The 13,826-nt window shown below is 69.8% G+C and carries 17 protein-coding genes; 9 read left to right on the forward strand and 8 right to left on the reverse strand.

Annotated features, from left to right (window positions below):
- Window positions 1-32: 32 nt before the first annotated feature.
- The gene (locus OG885_RS24855; protein WP_405735124.1) at window positions 33-830 is read right to left on the reverse strand and encodes an AraC family transcriptional regulator; all 798 of its coding nucleotides are present in this window, start codon (window positions 828-830) and stop codon (window positions 33-35) included.
- On the opposite strand from OG885_RS24855, the gene OG885_RS24860 reads away from it, so the two are divergent.
- A complete protein-coding gene (locus OG885_RS24860; protein WP_405735126.1) occupies window positions 829-1,314 on the forward strand; it encodes a DUF2000 family protein in 486 nt (161 codons plus the stop codon). The genes OG885_RS24855 and OG885_RS24860 overlap by 2 nt on opposite strands.
- 318 nt (window positions 1,315-1,632) lie before the next feature.
- Complete coding sequence (locus OG885_RS24865; RefSeq protein ID WP_399962698.1) at window positions 1,633-1,857, forward strand: hypothetical protein; 225 nt, start codon at window positions 1,633-1,635, stop codon at window positions 1,855-1,857.
- 139 nt (window positions 1,858-1,996) lie between these two features.
- On the opposite strand, the gene OG885_RS24870 is transcribed toward OG885_RS24865, so the two are convergent.
- Window positions 1,997-3,259 carry an MDR family MFS transporter gene (locus OG885_RS24870; protein ID WP_405735128.1) on the reverse strand — a complete coding sequence of 421 codons (1,263 nt, stop codon included), beginning with the start codon at window positions 3,257-3,259 and terminating at the stop codon, window positions 1,997-1,999.
- Between the two features lie 152 nt (window positions 3,260-3,411).
- Here OG885_RS24870 and OG885_RS24875 point away from each other — a divergent pair, with 152 nt between their 5' ends.
- On the forward strand, window positions 3,412-4,173 hold the full coding sequence (locus tag OG885_RS24875; RefSeq protein WP_399962702.1) for a phosphoglyceromutase: 762 nt from the start codon (window positions 3,412-3,414) through the stop codon (window positions 4,171-4,173).
- Between the two features lie 79 nt (window positions 4,174-4,252).
- Here the strand turns inward: OG885_RS24875 and OG885_RS24880 are convergent, their stop codons facing one another.
- The 5 genes from OG885_RS24880 to phoU form a co-directional block, all read right to left on the reverse strand.
- Window positions 4,253-4,540 (reverse strand): DUF6355 family natural product biosynthesis protein, encoded by a 288-nt coding sequence (locus OG885_RS24880; protein WP_405735131.1) that lies wholly within the window; start codon window positions 4,538-4,540, stop codon window positions 4,253-4,255.
- Window positions 4,541-4,699: 159 nt separating this feature from the next.
- Window positions 4,700-5,368, reverse strand: a complete 669-nt coding sequence (locus OG885_RS24885) for a hypothetical protein (RefSeq protein WP_405735133.1) — start codon at window positions 5,366-5,368, stop codon at window positions 4,700-4,702.
- 22 nt (window positions 5,369-5,390) lie between these two features.
- Entirely contained in the window at window positions 5,391-5,639 is a 249-nt protein-coding gene (locus OG885_RS24890; protein ID WP_405735135.1) for an SCO4226 family nickel-binding protein, read from the reverse strand.
- Window positions 5,640-5,791: 152 nt separating this feature from the next.
- Entirely contained in the window at window positions 5,792-5,947 is a 156-nt protein-coding gene (locus OG885_RS24895; protein ID WP_329337621.1) for a hypothetical protein, read from the reverse strand.
- 116 nt (window positions 5,948-6,063) lie between these two features.
- The gene (phoU, locus tag OG885_RS24900; RefSeq protein WP_405735137.1) at window positions 6,064-6,753 is read right to left on the reverse strand and encodes a phosphate signaling complex protein PhoU; all 690 of its coding nucleotides are present in this window, start codon (window positions 6,751-6,753) and stop codon (window positions 6,064-6,066) included.
- A 246-nt stretch (window positions 6,754-6,999) separates the two neighbouring features.
- On the opposite strand from phoU, the gene OG885_RS24905 reads away from it, so the two are divergent.
- Together OG885_RS24905 and OG885_RS24910 are read left to right on the forward strand one after the other, a co-directional pair.
- Entirely contained in the window at window positions 7,000-8,253 is a 1,254-nt protein-coding gene (locus OG885_RS24905; RefSeq protein WP_399962706.1) for a sensor histidine kinase, read from the forward strand.
- Window positions 8,250-8,930 (forward strand): response regulator transcription factor, encoded by a 681-nt coding sequence (locus OG885_RS24910; protein WP_015659563.1) that lies wholly within the window; start codon window positions 8,250-8,252, stop codon window positions 8,928-8,930. Before OG885_RS24905 ends, OG885_RS24910 begins: the two co-directional genes overlap by 4 nt.
- A gap of 68 nt (window positions 8,931-8,998) precedes the next feature.
- Here the strand turns inward: OG885_RS24910 and OG885_RS24915 are convergent, their stop codons facing one another.
- Window positions 8,999-9,625: a DUF461 domain-containing protein gene (locus OG885_RS24915; RefSeq protein WP_405735140.1), complete on the reverse strand. Its 627-nt coding sequence runs from the start codon at window positions 9,623-9,625 to the stop codon at window positions 8,999-9,001.
- Between the two features lie 628 nt (window positions 9,626-10,253).
- Between OG885_RS24915 and OG885_RS24920 the strand changes: the two genes are divergently transcribed.
- The 4 genes from OG885_RS24920 (at window position 10,254) to cysS (ending at window position 13,754) form a co-directional block, all read left to right on the forward strand.
- Window positions 10,254-10,736 (forward strand): CarD family transcriptional regulator, encoded by a 483-nt coding sequence (locus tag OG885_RS24920; RefSeq protein ID WP_003953493.1) that lies wholly within the window; start codon window positions 10,254-10,256, stop codon window positions 10,734-10,736.
- A 307-nt stretch (window positions 10,737-11,043) separates the two neighbouring features.
- The gene (gene ispD / locus OG885_RS24925; RefSeq protein WP_405735142.1) at window positions 11,044-11,808 is read left to right on the forward strand and encodes a 2-C-methyl-D-erythritol 4-phosphate cytidylyltransferase; all 765 of its coding nucleotides are present in this window, start codon (window positions 11,044-11,046) and stop codon (window positions 11,806-11,808) included.
- Window positions 11,798-12,304 carry a 2-C-methyl-D-erythritol 2,4-cyclodiphosphate synthase gene (ispF, locus tag OG885_RS24930; protein ID WP_405735145.1) on the forward strand — a complete coding sequence of 169 codons (507 nt, stop codon included), beginning with the start codon at window positions 11,798-11,800 and terminating at the stop codon, window positions 12,302-12,304. Before ispD ends, ispF begins: the two co-directional genes overlap by 11 nt.
- Before the next feature lie 52 nt (window positions 12,305-12,356).
- On the forward strand, window positions 12,357-13,754 hold the full coding sequence (gene cysS, locus OG885_RS24935; protein WP_405735147.1) for a cysteine--tRNA ligase: 1,398 nt from the start codon (window positions 12,357-12,359) through the stop codon (window positions 13,752-13,754).
- The last annotated feature ends 72 nt before the right edge of the window (window positions 13,755-13,826 follow it).

Consider the following 13,826-nt stretch of genomic DNA (forward strand, 5'->3'; position numbering starts at 1 on the left):
GCGCCCCTCAAGCTGACGTGGCGTACCGCCCCTCAAGCTGACCTGGCGTACCGCCCCGGTGTGACCCCCACCAACTTCCGGAAGTGACGGGTCAGATGGGACTGGTCGAAGAAGCCGGTGGCCGCCGCGACCTCGCCGGGCCGCCGCCCCTCCAGCAGCAACCGGCGGGCGCGGTCGACGCGGCGGGAGTTGAGGTACTGGTGCGGGGCGATGCCGTACGCCGTGCTGAACGCCCGTACGAGATGGGCGGGATGGGCGTGCAGCAGGGCGGCGGCCTCCTCCAGGGCGACCCCCTCGACGATCCGCGCGTCCAGCAGCTCCCGCAGCCGGCGGGCGAGTCCCGGGTCGGCGTGCCGCCGGACGTCGGTGCCCAGGCGGGGCCGTAGATGGGCGGTCAGCCGCTCCCCGATGAGCGTCAGCCGTCCGGCCGCCTCCAGCTCGTCGCCGGGGTGGTCGAGGGCGTGGTGCAACTGTCCGACGCGCCGCCGCAGGAGCGGGTCCCGCAGATCGGGGGTGTCGACGGCGGGCCCCACGAGATCCTCGCCCAGCACCGTGGTGTCGAGATAGACGACGCGTTTGCGGAAGCCGCCGGGGCCGGCGGGGGAGCCGTTGTGGGGGACGTGCGGCGGCAGCAGCGACACGGTGTCGTGCGGGGTGCCGTGCTCATGCCGGTCGAGGTCGTACCGTACGGCCCCGTCGTCCACGATGAGCAGCGTCCACGCCTCGTGCACGTGCATCGGATAGGCGTACCCGGTGAAGTGCGCGTGGAAGACCTCCCTGACACCCGGGACGGCCGGGCGCCAGGCGGAGACTTCCTGCCGGGCGGCCATGCAAAGAACGTACAAGACGACGTCGGGAGACGTTCGAGAGTCTCGACGCATGAGCGACACGACCACCGAACCCATCCGTTTCGACACCAAGATCGCTGTCCTGCTGCGCGAGGACCTGGAAACCTGGCAGCGGCTGAACGTGACCGCGTTCCTCGTCAGCGGCCTCGGCACGGAGGTCCCCGAGGTGGTCGGGGAGCCGTACGGGGACGCGGACGGGGTGCCGTATCTGCCGATGTTCCGGCAGCCGGTGCTGGTCTTCGAGGGCAGCAAGGAGACGCTGAAGGCGGCCCACGCGCGCGTGCTGTCGCGCGCGCTGCCGCGGTCCGTCTTCACGAGCGATCTGTTCTCGACCGGCAACGACCGCGACAACCGGGCGGCGGTCCGGGCCGTGCGGACGGCCGACCTCGACCTGGTGGGGATCGCGGTGTACGGCCCGCGCAACGCCGTGGACAAGGTCATGAAAGGGGCGCGGATGCATCCGTGACGGAATCTGCACAGCGCTCGCGCAACCGGGCCGTGGGAGACGGCCGTTGGGGCGGGTTGTCCGATTCGCGGCTGCGGGGGTGGTCGCTGTCGGCTCCCTGTGTGGGGCGGGGTGTAGAGAAGCTGCCCCCAAATGGTGTGCGTTCCCCCATGGTTCGGTCGCCGGTCTGCGCAACTGCGGTGCTACGAAGGCCAGGTCACTGGATGCCGGGCACGCACGGTGGTTTGATCCTGTGCACCGCGCCCCGCCCGCTGTCCCCCGCGGGGCGATTCCCCCCATGTGCAGTGCACTCCATTCCATGCGAAGGGCAGTTTCCCCATGAACTCCGCTCCCCAGGTCCGGACCCTCGACCTCTCCGACGCCGAGCTCGACACCGTCTCGGGCGGTCTGGCCCCGCAGATCACCGTCACCGCCGGTGACACGACCCTCAGCAGCGACGACGTCCTGGCGCAGCTCGACGGCGTCAAGGCGACGGCCCTGGGCGCCCTCGGCGGCACCCTCGGCGCGCTGCCGCACCAGGTCAGCGTGACGGCCGGTCTCTGATCCACCGAAGGCGACAGGCCCCCTGCCCGCTGGGAAATGCGGGCAGGGGGCCTGTCGTCATTCGCTCAGGCGGCGCTGACCTCGGAGTGTGTCGTCGTTCGCTCAGTCGGCGCTGACCTCGGAGTCTGTCGTCATTCGCTCAGGCGGCGCTGACCTCGGGCGCGGCGGAGGCGGTGGCCGGCTTCGCAGGCGTCGGCTCCTCGGTCGGCAGCCGCCGCATCAGGACCGCGTACCCCACCCCCGCCACCGTCCCGACGACGGCGCACAGCCCCCACAGCCACTCGGCGCCGTAGTGGTCGATGACGAGCCCGGACATCAGCGGGGCGATGAGGGCGGCGGCGGCCCAGGACAGGGTGTACATGCCCTGGTAGCGGCCGCGGCCGTGCACGGGGGAGAGACGGACCACGAGGCTGGTCTGGGTCGGGGCGTTGACGATCTCGGCGAGCGTCCAGACGCAGACGGTGAGGGCGAAGACGCCGATGGACCCGGCGAAGGCGGTGAGTCCGAAGCCGTACCCGGCGAGCAGGGACGAGATGACGAGCAGCCGACGCGGGTCGCGGTGCTGGATGAACCGGGTGACCGGGATCTGCAGCGCGACGATCAGGACACCGTTGACAGCGATCGCCATGCCGTAGTCGGCGGGCGTGAACCCGGCCTCGCCCATCGCCACCGGCAGTCCGACCGCGCCCTGCTGGAAGACGAGGGCGATGAGGAAGGACAGCCCGACGACGCCCATGTACCGCCCGTCGCGCAGCACGGTCCGCAGACCGACGCCGGTGTCCGCCTTTTCCTCATCGGGCGTGCGCTCGGGCCGTGACTCGGGCAGCTTCAGGAAGACGACGATCGCGCAGACGGCGGTCATGGCGGCCTCGATGAGGAAGCCGGCGAGATAGCTGAACTCGGCGATGAACCCGGCGCCCATGGAGGAGACGGCGAAGCCGAGGTTGATGGCCCAGTAGTTGAGCGAGAAGGCCCGCACCCGGTCCTCGGGACGCACGATGTCGGCCATCATCGCCTGCACGGCCGGCCGTGAGGCGTTGCTGGTCAGACCGACGAGGAAGGCGACGGCGGCGATGGCGACGGGGTCGTGCATGAAGCCGAGCAGCGCGACGGAGGCCGCGGTGGAGGCCTGCGCGACGAGCAGCGTGGGCCGCCGCCCGAGCCGGTCGGTCATCACCCCGGCCCCGATGGACGACACGACCCCGCCCAGCCCGTGGAGCGAGGCGACGAGGCCGGCGTAGGCCGCGCTGTAGCCCCGGTCGAGCGTCAGATAGAGCGCCATGAAGGTGGCGACGAAGGCGCCGAGCCGGTTGACGAGGGTGCTGGTCCACAGCCACCAGAACTCGCGGGGGAGCCCGGAGACGGTCTCCCGCAGGGCGCGTCTCACGGTGACGAGTGGCATGGCGGATCCCCCGGGGCGGTAAGTGTCTCAAGCGGCGATGAGAACTTACGGCGAGGGGCTCGGCCAAGGCCACTCAATTAACAGATCCAGTCAACAGTCCGCCCATCGAGCGCCCGCGCGGGCGTCGCGGCCCTTGGATTACGCTCATACGCATGGCCGACGCACCGTACAAGCTGATCCTCCTCCGCCACGGCGAGAGCGAGTGGAACGCGAAGAACCTGTTCACCGGCTGGGTGGACGTCAACCTCAACGAGAAGGGCGAGAAGGAGGCAGTCCGAGGCGGTGAACTCCTGAAGGACGCCGGCCTGCTCCCCGACGTGGTCCACACGTCCCTCCAGAAGCGCGCGATCCGCACCGCGCAGCTCGCCCTGGAGTCCGCCGACCGCCACTGGATCCCGGTCCACCGCAGCTGGCGCCTGAACGAGCGCCACTACGGCGCCCTCCAGGGCAAGGACAAGGCGCAGACCCTCGCCGAGTTCGGCGAGGAGCAGTTCATGCTGTGGCGCCGCTCCTACGACACCCCGCCCCCGCCCCTCGAGGACGGCACGGAGTTCTCCCAGTCCTCCGACCCCCGCTACGCCTCCATCCCGCCGGAGCTGCGCCCCCGCACGGAGTGCCTGAAGGACGTCGTCGTCCGCATGCTCCCGTACTGGTACGACGGCATCGTCCCGGACCTCCTGTCCGGCCGCACGGTCCTCGTCGCCGCCCACGGCAACAGCCTCCGCGCCCTGGTCAAGCACCTCGACGGCATCTCCGACGCCGACATCGCGGGCCTGAACATCCCGACGGGCATCCCGCTGTCCTACGAACTGGACGCGAACTTCAACCCCCTCACCCCGGGCGGCACCTACCTCGACCCCGACGCGGCAGCGGCGGCGATCGAGGCGGTCAAGAACCAGGGCAAGAAGAAGTAGCCTTCGCGATCATGCCCCTGAGCCGCGCGGACAGCGCGGCTCAGGGGCATTTTCACGATCCGGGCCCTGGGCGTTCGTCTCAGCAGGTGCGGCCCGTGTACCAGGCGCCGTCGATGCCGGACGCGGCGCCGAGCCAGGTCACGCCGGGGCCCACACATCGCTCGCTGTTGGGGCCCCAGTCGTCGATCTCGATGACGATGCGGGAGCCGTCCGAGGTGCAGTGGTTGTAGTAGGCGTCGGAGCCGGTCTCGTAGAACCCGCAGGGATCCGCGGCGGCCGGACCCGCGCTCGCGGTGATCGCACCGACGGAGGCGAGCACGAGGGTGGCGGAGCCGAGGGCGCTGGTGAGGATACGGCGAACACGCAAGGGGAACTCCAGAGCGGTAGTGGAAGCAGAGGGATCGGAGCCCGAACACCCGGTACCTGCCGACCCGTTGGCGATGCCCCCACGTTCGCAGCTCCCGACCAGCGGTTCTTCTCTCCGCCGCCCCCGTTCACCCGGCAAATCGATTCCCTGCTCCGCCGATCAGTTGATCTCCACCACTTCCCCGTGAGTCGCCCACGCGGGCGCCTGAGCCACCAGCATGCGGAGCGGCACGCCTGAGTCAGGGGGTGTCTCGGTGGGGTCCAGGCTTGATTCTGCCGCGACCGTTGTGGCCCAGCAGCCGCCCCAGGTCGCTGCCCAGTCGCCGGCCAGATCGCTCGCGGGGTCGAGATCCTCGGGTCGGCCGGTGATCCCGTAGGCGTCGAGGAGCCGGCGCTCCACTCCGAACGGTTCGCCCAGGGCGAGCGCCGGGTACTCGGTGATCCAGCGTCTGAGGACCCGCCCGTGTTCCGCGATCAGCCACGACTCCCCGGTGTTCTGCTCGCTGTGGAAGTAGAGCTGGGCCTTGCCGAAGCGTGCGCTCAAGTTCCGGCACAGGTCGGTGACTTGGTGTGTCTGTTCGGGGAAGGGCAGGCCGAAGTAGCGACCGACCGCCAGGGTCCATCCCCGCATGGGCGGCGGGACGACGACAGTGGAGTAGGGCGCCTCCTCCTCGTGCGCCAACTCGTCGACGAGGTCCACGCCCGCCGCCCAGTCCGTCTCCCGTACGTCCGTCAGGCCGAGGGCCCGCACCACCTCGGCCCGGTCGGCGGTTTCCACCGCGAGCCACGACAGCCAGCAGGCGCGTAGGAAGGAATCAGAGGTCTCCATGGCCCGCATCGTAGAAGCGGCCTCACACCATCAGTGTCACCGCGTGGATCTCGTCCGCCTTGTGGCCCGCGCGTTCGTGGACGCGTTGGACCGCTTCGGCCGAGGGGGCCTCCGAGAGGCAGTAGACCGTGCCGGACTCCGGGTCCGCCCAGGCCTGTTCGAAGTGGACGTTCTCGTCCTTCTCTATGGCGAGGTCGGCCTGGTGGGCCTCGCGCAGCTGGTCGGCGGTGATGCCTTCCATGCCGTGGTGTACGTCCATGAACCGGGTCATGGTCCGACACCTCCTTCCCGTTCCGTGCTCGTGCTCGTGTTCCTCTCCATGCTGCGCCTGGCGACTCGCCCGTGCGACCGCACGCACGCACAGCCAAGGGCCCCGGCGCGCACACGCACACCGAGGCCCTTCATGCCGTACGAGAACGTAGGTCAGCCGCACTGACAGGGGTTGCCCGACTGGCACCCGCACCCGCAGCCCGAGCCGCAGCCGCACGCGCCTATCAGCATCAGGTTCCTGACCTCGGCGGGCTGCTCGGTCTCGCGTTCCTGCGTGGGGTCGGGTGTCTTGCTGGGGGATTCGGCCATGGGTCCCTCCTTGGAACAGGCTGGATGCCTGTGCTCATTGCATGCCCGCCCAGGAGGTCGCATCAACGGCGCACTGAGGCTTGTACGCGCCCCGAACAAGCGCCAGCACGCCCGGTTCAGGCGCCCTCGACGCCCGTCGCCGGCTGGATGTCCGCCGTCAGCTCGTCCGCGTGCTCACCCGTCACCAGGTACACCACCCGCTTCGCCACCGACACCGCGTGGTCGGCGAACCGCTCGTAGTAGCGGCCCAGCAGGGTGACGTCGACGGCCGTCTCGATGCCGTGCTTCCAGCGGTCGTCCAGAAGGTGCTGGAAGAGCGTGCGGTGCAGCAGGTCCATCTCGTCGTCGTCCTGCTCCAGCTGGAGCGCCAGGTCGACGTCCTTGGTGATGACGACCTCCGCCGCCTTCGCCATCAGGCGCTGCGCGAGCTGGCCCATCTCCAGGATCGTGGCGTGCAGGTCGGCCGGGATGGCACGCTCCGGGAAGCGCAGGCGGGCCAGCTTGGCGACATGCTGGGCCAGGTCGCCGGAGCGCTCCAGGTCCGCCGACATCCGCAGCGACGTGACGACGATCCGGAGGTCCGTCGCCACCGGCTGCTGCCGCGCCAGCAGGGCTATGGCCCGCGCCTCCAGCTCGTGCTGGAGGTCGTCCACCTTCTGGTCGGCCTCGATGACGCTCTCGGCCAGCTTCAGGTCGGAGTCGAGGATGGCCGTCGTGGCGCGCCCGATCGCCGACCCGACCAGCCGGGCCATCTCCACCAGACCGTCGCCGATCGAGTCCAGTTCCTCGTGGTACGCGTCCCGCATCAGGGGTCCCTCTCTTACGTCTGCCTCGGGGGTTCCGGGGGCCAGAACCAGCCTCCGGGAAGCCCGGGAAGGCTCCGGAGAACCGGCGCTGTGAACCCCACGCTCCCACGTTCGACCCCGTACGCGTCGTTTTCCGCCACCCCAAATGAACCAACCCTGGCTCCAAGGTGAACTCTGGGCGACGAGTGTTCGAGGTCGCACCCCGATGGCTGTGGCCAGGACCGATCCCGTGCCTAACCTGGATGCATGGACGTGAACGCGGCGGTCGCCGCAGCGGCAGCGATCGCCGGAGTGCTCACCGGCGTGATCGCCATGCTGGCGTTCCGCTTCAGCGAGCGGGAGCAGAAGCGCCCCACACGTACCTCCCTGCACACCGACCCGGTGCTTCCACCGGGCGTGGACACCGTCCTGTCCGTCCTCCGCTCCTCCGCGGTCGTCCTCGACGAGGCCGACTCCGTCGTCAAGGCCAGCTCGGCCGCGTACGCGCTCGGCCTGGTCCGGGGCGGGAAGCTGGCCGTGGAGCCCATGCTCCTGATGGCCCGGGACACCAGACGGGACGGGGAGATACGACAGGTCGAACTGGACCTCCCCAGGCGCGGCACCGGGCGCGGGGAGGCCCTCGCCGTCTCGGCCCGTGTCGCGCCCCTGGGGTCGCGGCTGGTGCTGCTCCTCGTCGAGGACCTCACCGAGGCCCGGCGCATCGAGGCGGTACGGCGCGACTTCGTCGCGAACGTCAGCCATGAGCTCAAGACGCCGGTCGGCGCGCTCTCCCTGCTGTCCGAGGCCGTCATGGACGCGTTCGACGACCCGGAGGCCGTGACGCGCTTCGCCGGCCGGATGCAGATAGAGGCGACCCGGCTCACCAACCTGGTCCAGGAGCTGATCGACCTCTCCAGGGTCCAGAACGACGACCCGCTGGAGGACGCCGAGCCCGTCCGCGTGGACGAGCTCGTCGCCGAGGCCATCGACCGCTGCCGCCACCAGGCCGGCACCAAGCAGATCACCATGGCCTCCGGCGGTACGGCCGACCTGAGGATCTGGGGCAACCGCGGCCAGCTCGCCGCCGCTCTCGGCAACCTCGTCGAGAACGCCGTCAACTACTCCCCGGCCCGCACCCGCGTCGGCATAGCCGCCCGCCGGGTGACCGCGCCCGGCGGGGACCTCCTGGAGATCGCCGTGACCGACCAGGGCATCGGTATCTCCGACAAGGACAAGGAGCGCATCTTCGAGCGCTTCTACCGCGTCGACCCGGCCCGCTCCCGCCAGACGGGCGGCACGGGCCTGGGTCTCGCGATCGTCAAACACGTGGCCGCCTCGCACGGCGGGGAGGTCACGGTGTGGAGCTCCGAGGGTCAGGGCTCCACCTTCACCCTGCGGCTGCCGGAGGCGGGGGCCGCCCGCGACCGCGCACCACACCATCCCGGACTCGATGACGAGACCGGCGGGCCCACCGACTCATCCCCGTACGAACCGCTTCCCGCCCCGGAGGTCCTTCCGTGACCCGAGTGCTTGTCGTCGAGGACGAGGAGTCCTTCTCCGACGCCCTGTCGTACATGCTCCGCAAGGAGGGCTTCGAGGTCGCAGTGGCGACCACGGGGCCCGACGGACTCGACGAGTTCGAGCGCAACGGCGCCGACCTCGTCCTCCTCGACCTGATGCTGCCCGGCCTGCCGGGTACCGAGGTCTGCCGCCAGCTGCGCGGCCGTTCCAACGTCCCGGTCATCATGGTGACCGCCAAGGACAGTGAGATCGACAAGGTCGTAGGCCTGGAAATAGGAGCCGACGATTACGTCACCAAGCCGTTCTCCTCGCGCGAGCTGGTCGCCCGTATCCGCGCCGTACTGCGCCGCCGCGGCGAGCCCGAGGAGGTCACCCCGGCCGCCCTGGAGGCGGGGCCGGTCCGCATGGACGTGGACCGTCACGTGGTCACGGTCTCCGGCTCGAAGGTCGACCTCCCCCTCAAGGAGTTCGACCTCCTGGAGATGCTGCTGCGCAACGCGGGCCGGGTCCTGACTCGTATGCAGCTCATCGACCGCGTCTGGGGCGCCGACTACGTGGGCGACACCAAGACCCTCGACGTCCACGTCAAGCGCCTGCGCGCCAAGATCGAACCCGACCCGGGCGCGCCGCGGTACCTGGTGACGGTCCGGGGGCTCGGTTACAAGTTCGAGCCGTAAACCGTCGTACGACGAACGAAGGGCGGGGCCTCCTTTCCGGGAGGTCCCGCCCTTTGTCGTACCGCTGCTTACTGGGCCGCGCTCTCGCTCGCCGTCGCGGAGGCCGACGCCTCGCCCGACGGGGTCGCCGAGCCCGTGGCGGACTCGGTGGGGGAGGCGGAGGTCTCCGCGGGAGCCGACGGCATCTCGGTCGGGCCCCACTTCTCGAAGTAGCTCTGGGCCGGGACGACGAAGGCCTTCAGGCTCACGTCACCGGTCTTGCTGAAGGAGAAGGTGACCTTCTGGGCGTTGCCGTCCTGGACGGCCTCACCGCTGTTCTCCAGGACCGCGGTGGCGTTGCCCTTGCCGCCGAGGACGAGGGAGCCGCCGGCCGGGATGGTCAGCTTCCCCTTGCCCTTGGCGGGGGAGAGCGCGGCGGTGCCGCCGCCGTCCACGGCGATCGTGTCCAGCGTCTGCGCGCTGGTGCCGTTGTTGAACAGGGTCGCGGAGATCACGGCGGGGCCGGTGGACTCCTGGTCGGGCTGGGTGATGACGACGGCGTTCTGCACCTTGATGTCGCCGACGGTGGTGGCCGCGTTGTCCGGCTTGATCTCCAGCGTCTGGGCGTTGGTGCCGGCGCCGCACGCGGCGAGCGAGGCGATCGAGAACGCGATGGCGGCGGCGGCGAGGGCGCCCCGTCGAAGGCTGCTGCTCACGGCGGCGGCAACTCCTTGACTCGAACGGGCGGGGACTGCATAAAGCCGCCCTAAGTGTCTGTCAGCGGCCTTAGGTTACCGAGCCGTTCCCGCGTCATCGCACCCGACCCTCCCCTCGGGGCGTCCGCTTCCCTCAGCAGGGCGTAGTCGGCGGTCGAGTCACTGCCTTCACAAGCGACCCCCTGGTCACTTTGGAGCGGTACTCGTCCGGCATTCACATAAGAGCCCCGCGCATCCGCTCGCAAATCTTCCGTGAAGGAATCCGTGATCGCCCACGGAATTGATCAACGGGTGATCCGGTGGGTGCCGATGATTGTGCGTGATCAATTCCGGATTCGGCGGGGAACGGACTCCGGGCACCGAACGGAGTAGCGGAAGTCGCACACCTGCAACCAGACATATGGGGACGTTCGTCCTCTCTCGAAGGCCTCCGGATGCGTGTAACGTACGCGTTTCACCTCCCCCGGAGAGCCGCTCCGACCTGCGAATACCTTCTTCCGCTCGGCCTCCGCAGCACGTTCCTGTTGCTGTTGTCAAGCCCCGAGATATGCCCTGACCTGCGAAAACGCCATTCAGAACCCGCAGTTTCCGTGTTACCCTGGATAGCCACGGAAGGGGTACCTGTCACATGACGTTCAAGGTTGGCGACACCGTGGTCTATCCCCATCACGGGGCCGCGCTGATCGAGGCCATCGAAACTCGCCAGATCAAAGGCGTGGACAAGACCTACTTGGTGCTGAAGGTCGCTCAGGGTGACCTGACGGTACGTGTGCCAGCGGACAATGCGGAGTTCGTCGGCGTGCGTGATGTGGTCGGTCAGGACGGGCTGGACCGGGTCTTCGAGGTGCTGCGCGCGCCGTACGCCGAGGAGCCCACGAACTGGTCCCGTCGCTACAAGGCAAATCTGGAGAAGCTCGCCTCCGGCGATGTCATCAAGGTCGCGGAAGTAGTCCGTGACCTGTGGCGTCGTGAGCGCGAGCGTGGACTCTCCGCCGGTGAGAAGCGCATGCTCGCCAAGGCCCGCCAGATCCTGGTGAGCGAGCTCGCCCTCGCGGAGAACACGAACGAGGACAAGGCCGAGGCCCTGCTCGACGAGGTCCTCGCGTCCTGACGACGCCCGCTGCCGCCAGGCCCGGCTCAGCACACTGAATAATGCCGCGGTGCCCGATGACGACGTAAAAGCTGTCGCCGGGCGCTGCGGCATGTTCATGCCCGAAGGCATGTGCGCATGCGCGGGCAATCGCAGGCATTCATCCGCATGCCCGTAATTCTTCGAGGGATGCCCCCGATACTTGGCGTGCCGGGCCCGGGCAGCTAGCTCGACCGGCGCGTCACGGAAGGGTCCGGTCAAGGCGTCGCGCCCGGCACGCTGTCTGTCGTACCCACGTTGGCCGAGCACACAAACCTGACAGGAACCGATGTCTGACGATTCGCGCTCCTCGCTCGCGACAAGCCGCGCGGAAGCCCGTACCGCCGTCGTGATCCCGGCCGCCGGCCGGGGCGTGCGCCTCGGTCCGGGCGCCCCCAAGGCGCTTCGCGCGCTGAACGGCACCCCCATGCTGATCCACGCGGTCCGCGCGATGGCCGCCTCCCGCGCGGTCTCCCTGGTCGTGGTCGTCGCCCCGCCCGACGGTGCCGCCGAGGTCAAGAGCCTTCTCGACGCCCACGCCCTGCCCGAGCGCACCGACTTCCTGGTCGTCCCGGGCGGTGCCGAGCGCCAGGACTCCGTCAAGCTCGGCCTGGACGCCCTGCCGCCGGAGTACGACATCGTCCTCGTCCACGACGCCGCCCGCCCTCTGGTCCCGGTGGACACCGTCGACGCCGTCATCGAGGCCGTACGGGACGGGGCACCGGCCGTCGTGCCCGCGCTGCCCCTCGCCGACACGGTGAAAGAGGTCGAACCCGCGTCGGCCGCGGGCGACCCCGAGCCGGTCGTCGCCACCCCCGAGCGCGCGCGGCTGCGTGCCGTGCAGACACCGCAGGGCTTCGACCGCGCGACCCTGGTCCGCGCCCACGAGACCGTCACCGACAACGTCACCGACGACGCCAGCATGGTGGAGCAGCTCGGCCTCACCGTCGTGGTCGTCCCCGGTCACGAGGAGGCCTTCAAGGTGACCCGCCCCCTGGACCTCGTCCTCGCCGAGGCGGTCCTGGCCCGCAGGAGGCTCAACGATGGCTTCTGAGGTTCCGGAAGGGATGCCGCTGCCCCAGGTCGGCATCGGCACCGACATCCACGCCTTCGAAGAGGGCCGCGAACTGTGGTGCGCGGGGCTGAAGTGGGAGGGCGAGGGCCCGGGGCTCGCCGGTCACTCCGACGCCGACGTCGTCGCCCACGCCGCGTGCAACGCGCTGTTCTCGGCCGCGGGGCTGGGCGACCTCGGGCAGCACTTCGGCACCGGGCGGCCCGAGTGGTCGGGCGCCTCCGGCGTCGTCCTGCTCACGGAAGCGGCCCGGATCGTGCGGGACGCCGGATTCCGGATCGGGAACATCGCCGTACAGGTCGTGGGACCGCGCCCGAAGATCGGCAAGCGGCGGGACGAGGCGCAGAAGATCCTGTCCGAGGCGGCGGGCGCACCCGTGTCGGTGTCGGGCGCCACCACGGACGGACTCGGCTTCCCGGGACGCGACGAGGGGCTGATGGCGGTGGCGACCGCGCTCGTCGTCAGAACCGCAGGGTGACTGTTATCCACATCCGTCCGATGCACTAGGCATCGCCTACTACCCTGGACCCGTGACTATTCGCCTGTACGACACCAACGCCCGGCAGATCCGTGACTTCACCCCGCTCACAGCGGGCTGTGTCTCGATCTACCTCTGTGGTGCCACCGTGCAGGCCGCACCGCACATCGGGCACATCCGGTCGGGGCTCAACTTCGACATCATGCGCCGGTGGTTCGAGTACCGCGGCTACGACGTGACCTTCATCAGGAACGTCACGGACATCGACGACAAGATCATCGCCAAGGCGGCCGAGCAGGGCCGCCCGTGGTGGTCGATCGGGTACGAGAACGAGCGGGCGTTCAACGACGGTTACACCGCGCTCGGCTGCCTGCCCCCGACCTACGAGCCGCGTGCCACCGGGCACGTGACCGAGATGGTCGAGATGATGCAGGGCCTCATCGAGCGCGGCCACGCCTACGAGGCCGACGGCAACGTCTACTTCGACGTCCGCTCCTTCCCCGGCTACCTGGAGCTGTCCCGGCAGGAGCTGGACAACCTGCTCCAGCCCGCGAGCGACGGCGAGACCGGCAAGCGCGACCCGCGCGACTTCGCCATGTGGAAGTCCGCCAAGCCCGGCGAGCCCACCTGGGGCACCCCGTGGGGCCGCGGACGCCCCGGCTGGCACCTGGAGTGCTCGGCCATGGCGCACAAATACCTCGGCACCGCCTTCGACATCCACGGCGGCGGCCTCGACCTGATCTTCCCGCACCACGAGAACGAGATCGCCCAGGCCAAGGCCTTCGGTGACGACTTCGCCCAGTACTGGGTGCACAACGCCTGGGTCACCATGGCCGGCGACAAGATGTCCAAGTCACTGGGCAACAGCGTGCTCGTCAGCGAGATGGTCAAGGCCTGGCGCCCCATCGTGCTGCGCTACTACCTCGGCACCCCGCACTACCGCTCGATGATCGAGTACAGCGAGGAGTCGCTGCGCGAGGCCGAGTCGGCGTTCGCCCGCATCGAGGGCTTCGTGCAGCGCGTCGTGGAGAAGGCCGGCCATGTCGAGCCCTCCGCCGAGGTGCCGCTCGCCTTCGCCGAGGCCCTGGACGACGACCTGGGCGTCCCGCAGGCGCTCGCCATCGTCCACACCACGGTCCGCCAGGGCAACAGCGCCCTGGCCGCCGACGACAAGGAAGCCGCCGTGGCCCGCCTCGCCGAGGTCCGCGCCATGCTCGGCGTCCTCGGCCTCGACCCGCTCGACCCGCACTGGGCCGGCGAGACCGACCGCGGCGAGGATCTGCACGGCGTGGTCGACAGTCTCGTACGCCTCGTCCTCGACCAGCGCGAGGCCGCCCGCGGACGCAAGGACTGGGCCACCGCGGACGCCATCCGCGACCAGCTCAACCAGTCGGGACTGGCCATCGAGGACAGCCCCCAGGGCCCCCGCTGGAGCCTCGGCCCCCGCTGAGTCCCACCCGGGTCACGAAGATCGATTGTGCCGTCCGGCTCTCCGGGCGGCACACTTCATAGACGTACGAAC

The sequence above is a fragment of the Streptomyces sp. NBC_00028 genome (genome assembly GCF_045041065.1).
Lineage (GTDB): Bacteria > Actinomycetota > Actinomycetes > Streptomycetales > Streptomycetaceae > Streptomyces.

What these genes read in the sequence shown, in the direction of transcription:
- OG885_RS24860 (WP_405735126.1), top strand. Translation starts at nt 829, where the DNA reads ATGCAAAGAACGTACAAGACGACGTCGGGAGACGTTCGAGAGTCTCGA.
- OG885_RS24855 (WP_405735124.1), bottom strand. Translation starts at nt 830, where the DNA reads ATGGCCGCCCGGCAGGAAGTCTCCGCCTGGCGCCCGGCCGTCCCGGGT.
- OG885_RS24865 (WP_399962698.1), top strand. Translation starts at nt 1,633, where the DNA reads ATGAACTCCGCTCCCCAGGTCCGGACCCTCGACCTCTCCGACGCCGAG.
- OG885_RS24870 (WP_405735128.1), bottom strand. Translation starts at nt 3,259, where the DNA reads ATGCCACTCGTCACCGTGAGACGCGCCCTGCGGGAGACCGTCTCCGGG.
- OG885_RS24875 (WP_399962702.1), top strand. Translation starts at nt 3,412, where the DNA reads ATGGCCGACGCACCGTACAAGCTGATCCTCCTCCGCCACGGCGAGAGC.
- OG885_RS24885 (WP_405735133.1), bottom strand. Translation starts at nt 5,368, where the DNA reads ATGGAGACCTCTGATTCCTTCCTACGCGCCTGCTGGCTGTCGTGGCTC.
- OG885_RS24890 (WP_405735135.1), bottom strand. Translation starts at nt 5,639, where the DNA reads ATGACCCGGTTCATGGACGTACACCACGGCATGGAAGGCATCACCGCC.
- OG885_RS24895 (WP_329337621.1), bottom strand. Translation starts at nt 5,947, where the DNA reads ATGGCCGAATCCCCCAGCAAGACACCCGACCCCACGCAGGAACGCGAG.
- phoU (WP_405735137.1), bottom strand. Translation starts at nt 6,753, where the DNA reads ATGCGGGACGCGTACCACGAGGAACTGGACTCGATCGGCGACGGTCTG.
- OG885_RS24905 (WP_399962706.1), top strand. Translation starts at nt 7,000, where the DNA reads ATGGACGTGAACGCGGCGGTCGCCGCAGCGGCAGCGATCGCCGGAGTG.
- OG885_RS24920 (WP_003953493.1), top strand. Translation starts at nt 10,254, where the DNA reads ATGACGTTCAAGGTTGGCGACACCGTGGTCTATCCCCATCACGGGGCC.
- ispD (WP_405735142.1), top strand. Translation starts at nt 11,044, where the DNA reads ATGTCTGACGATTCGCGCTCCTCGCTCGCGACAAGCCGCGCGGAAGCC.
- ispF (WP_405735145.1), top strand. Translation starts at nt 11,798, where the DNA reads ATGGCTTCTGAGGTTCCGGAAGGGATGCCGCTGCCCCAGGTCGGCATC.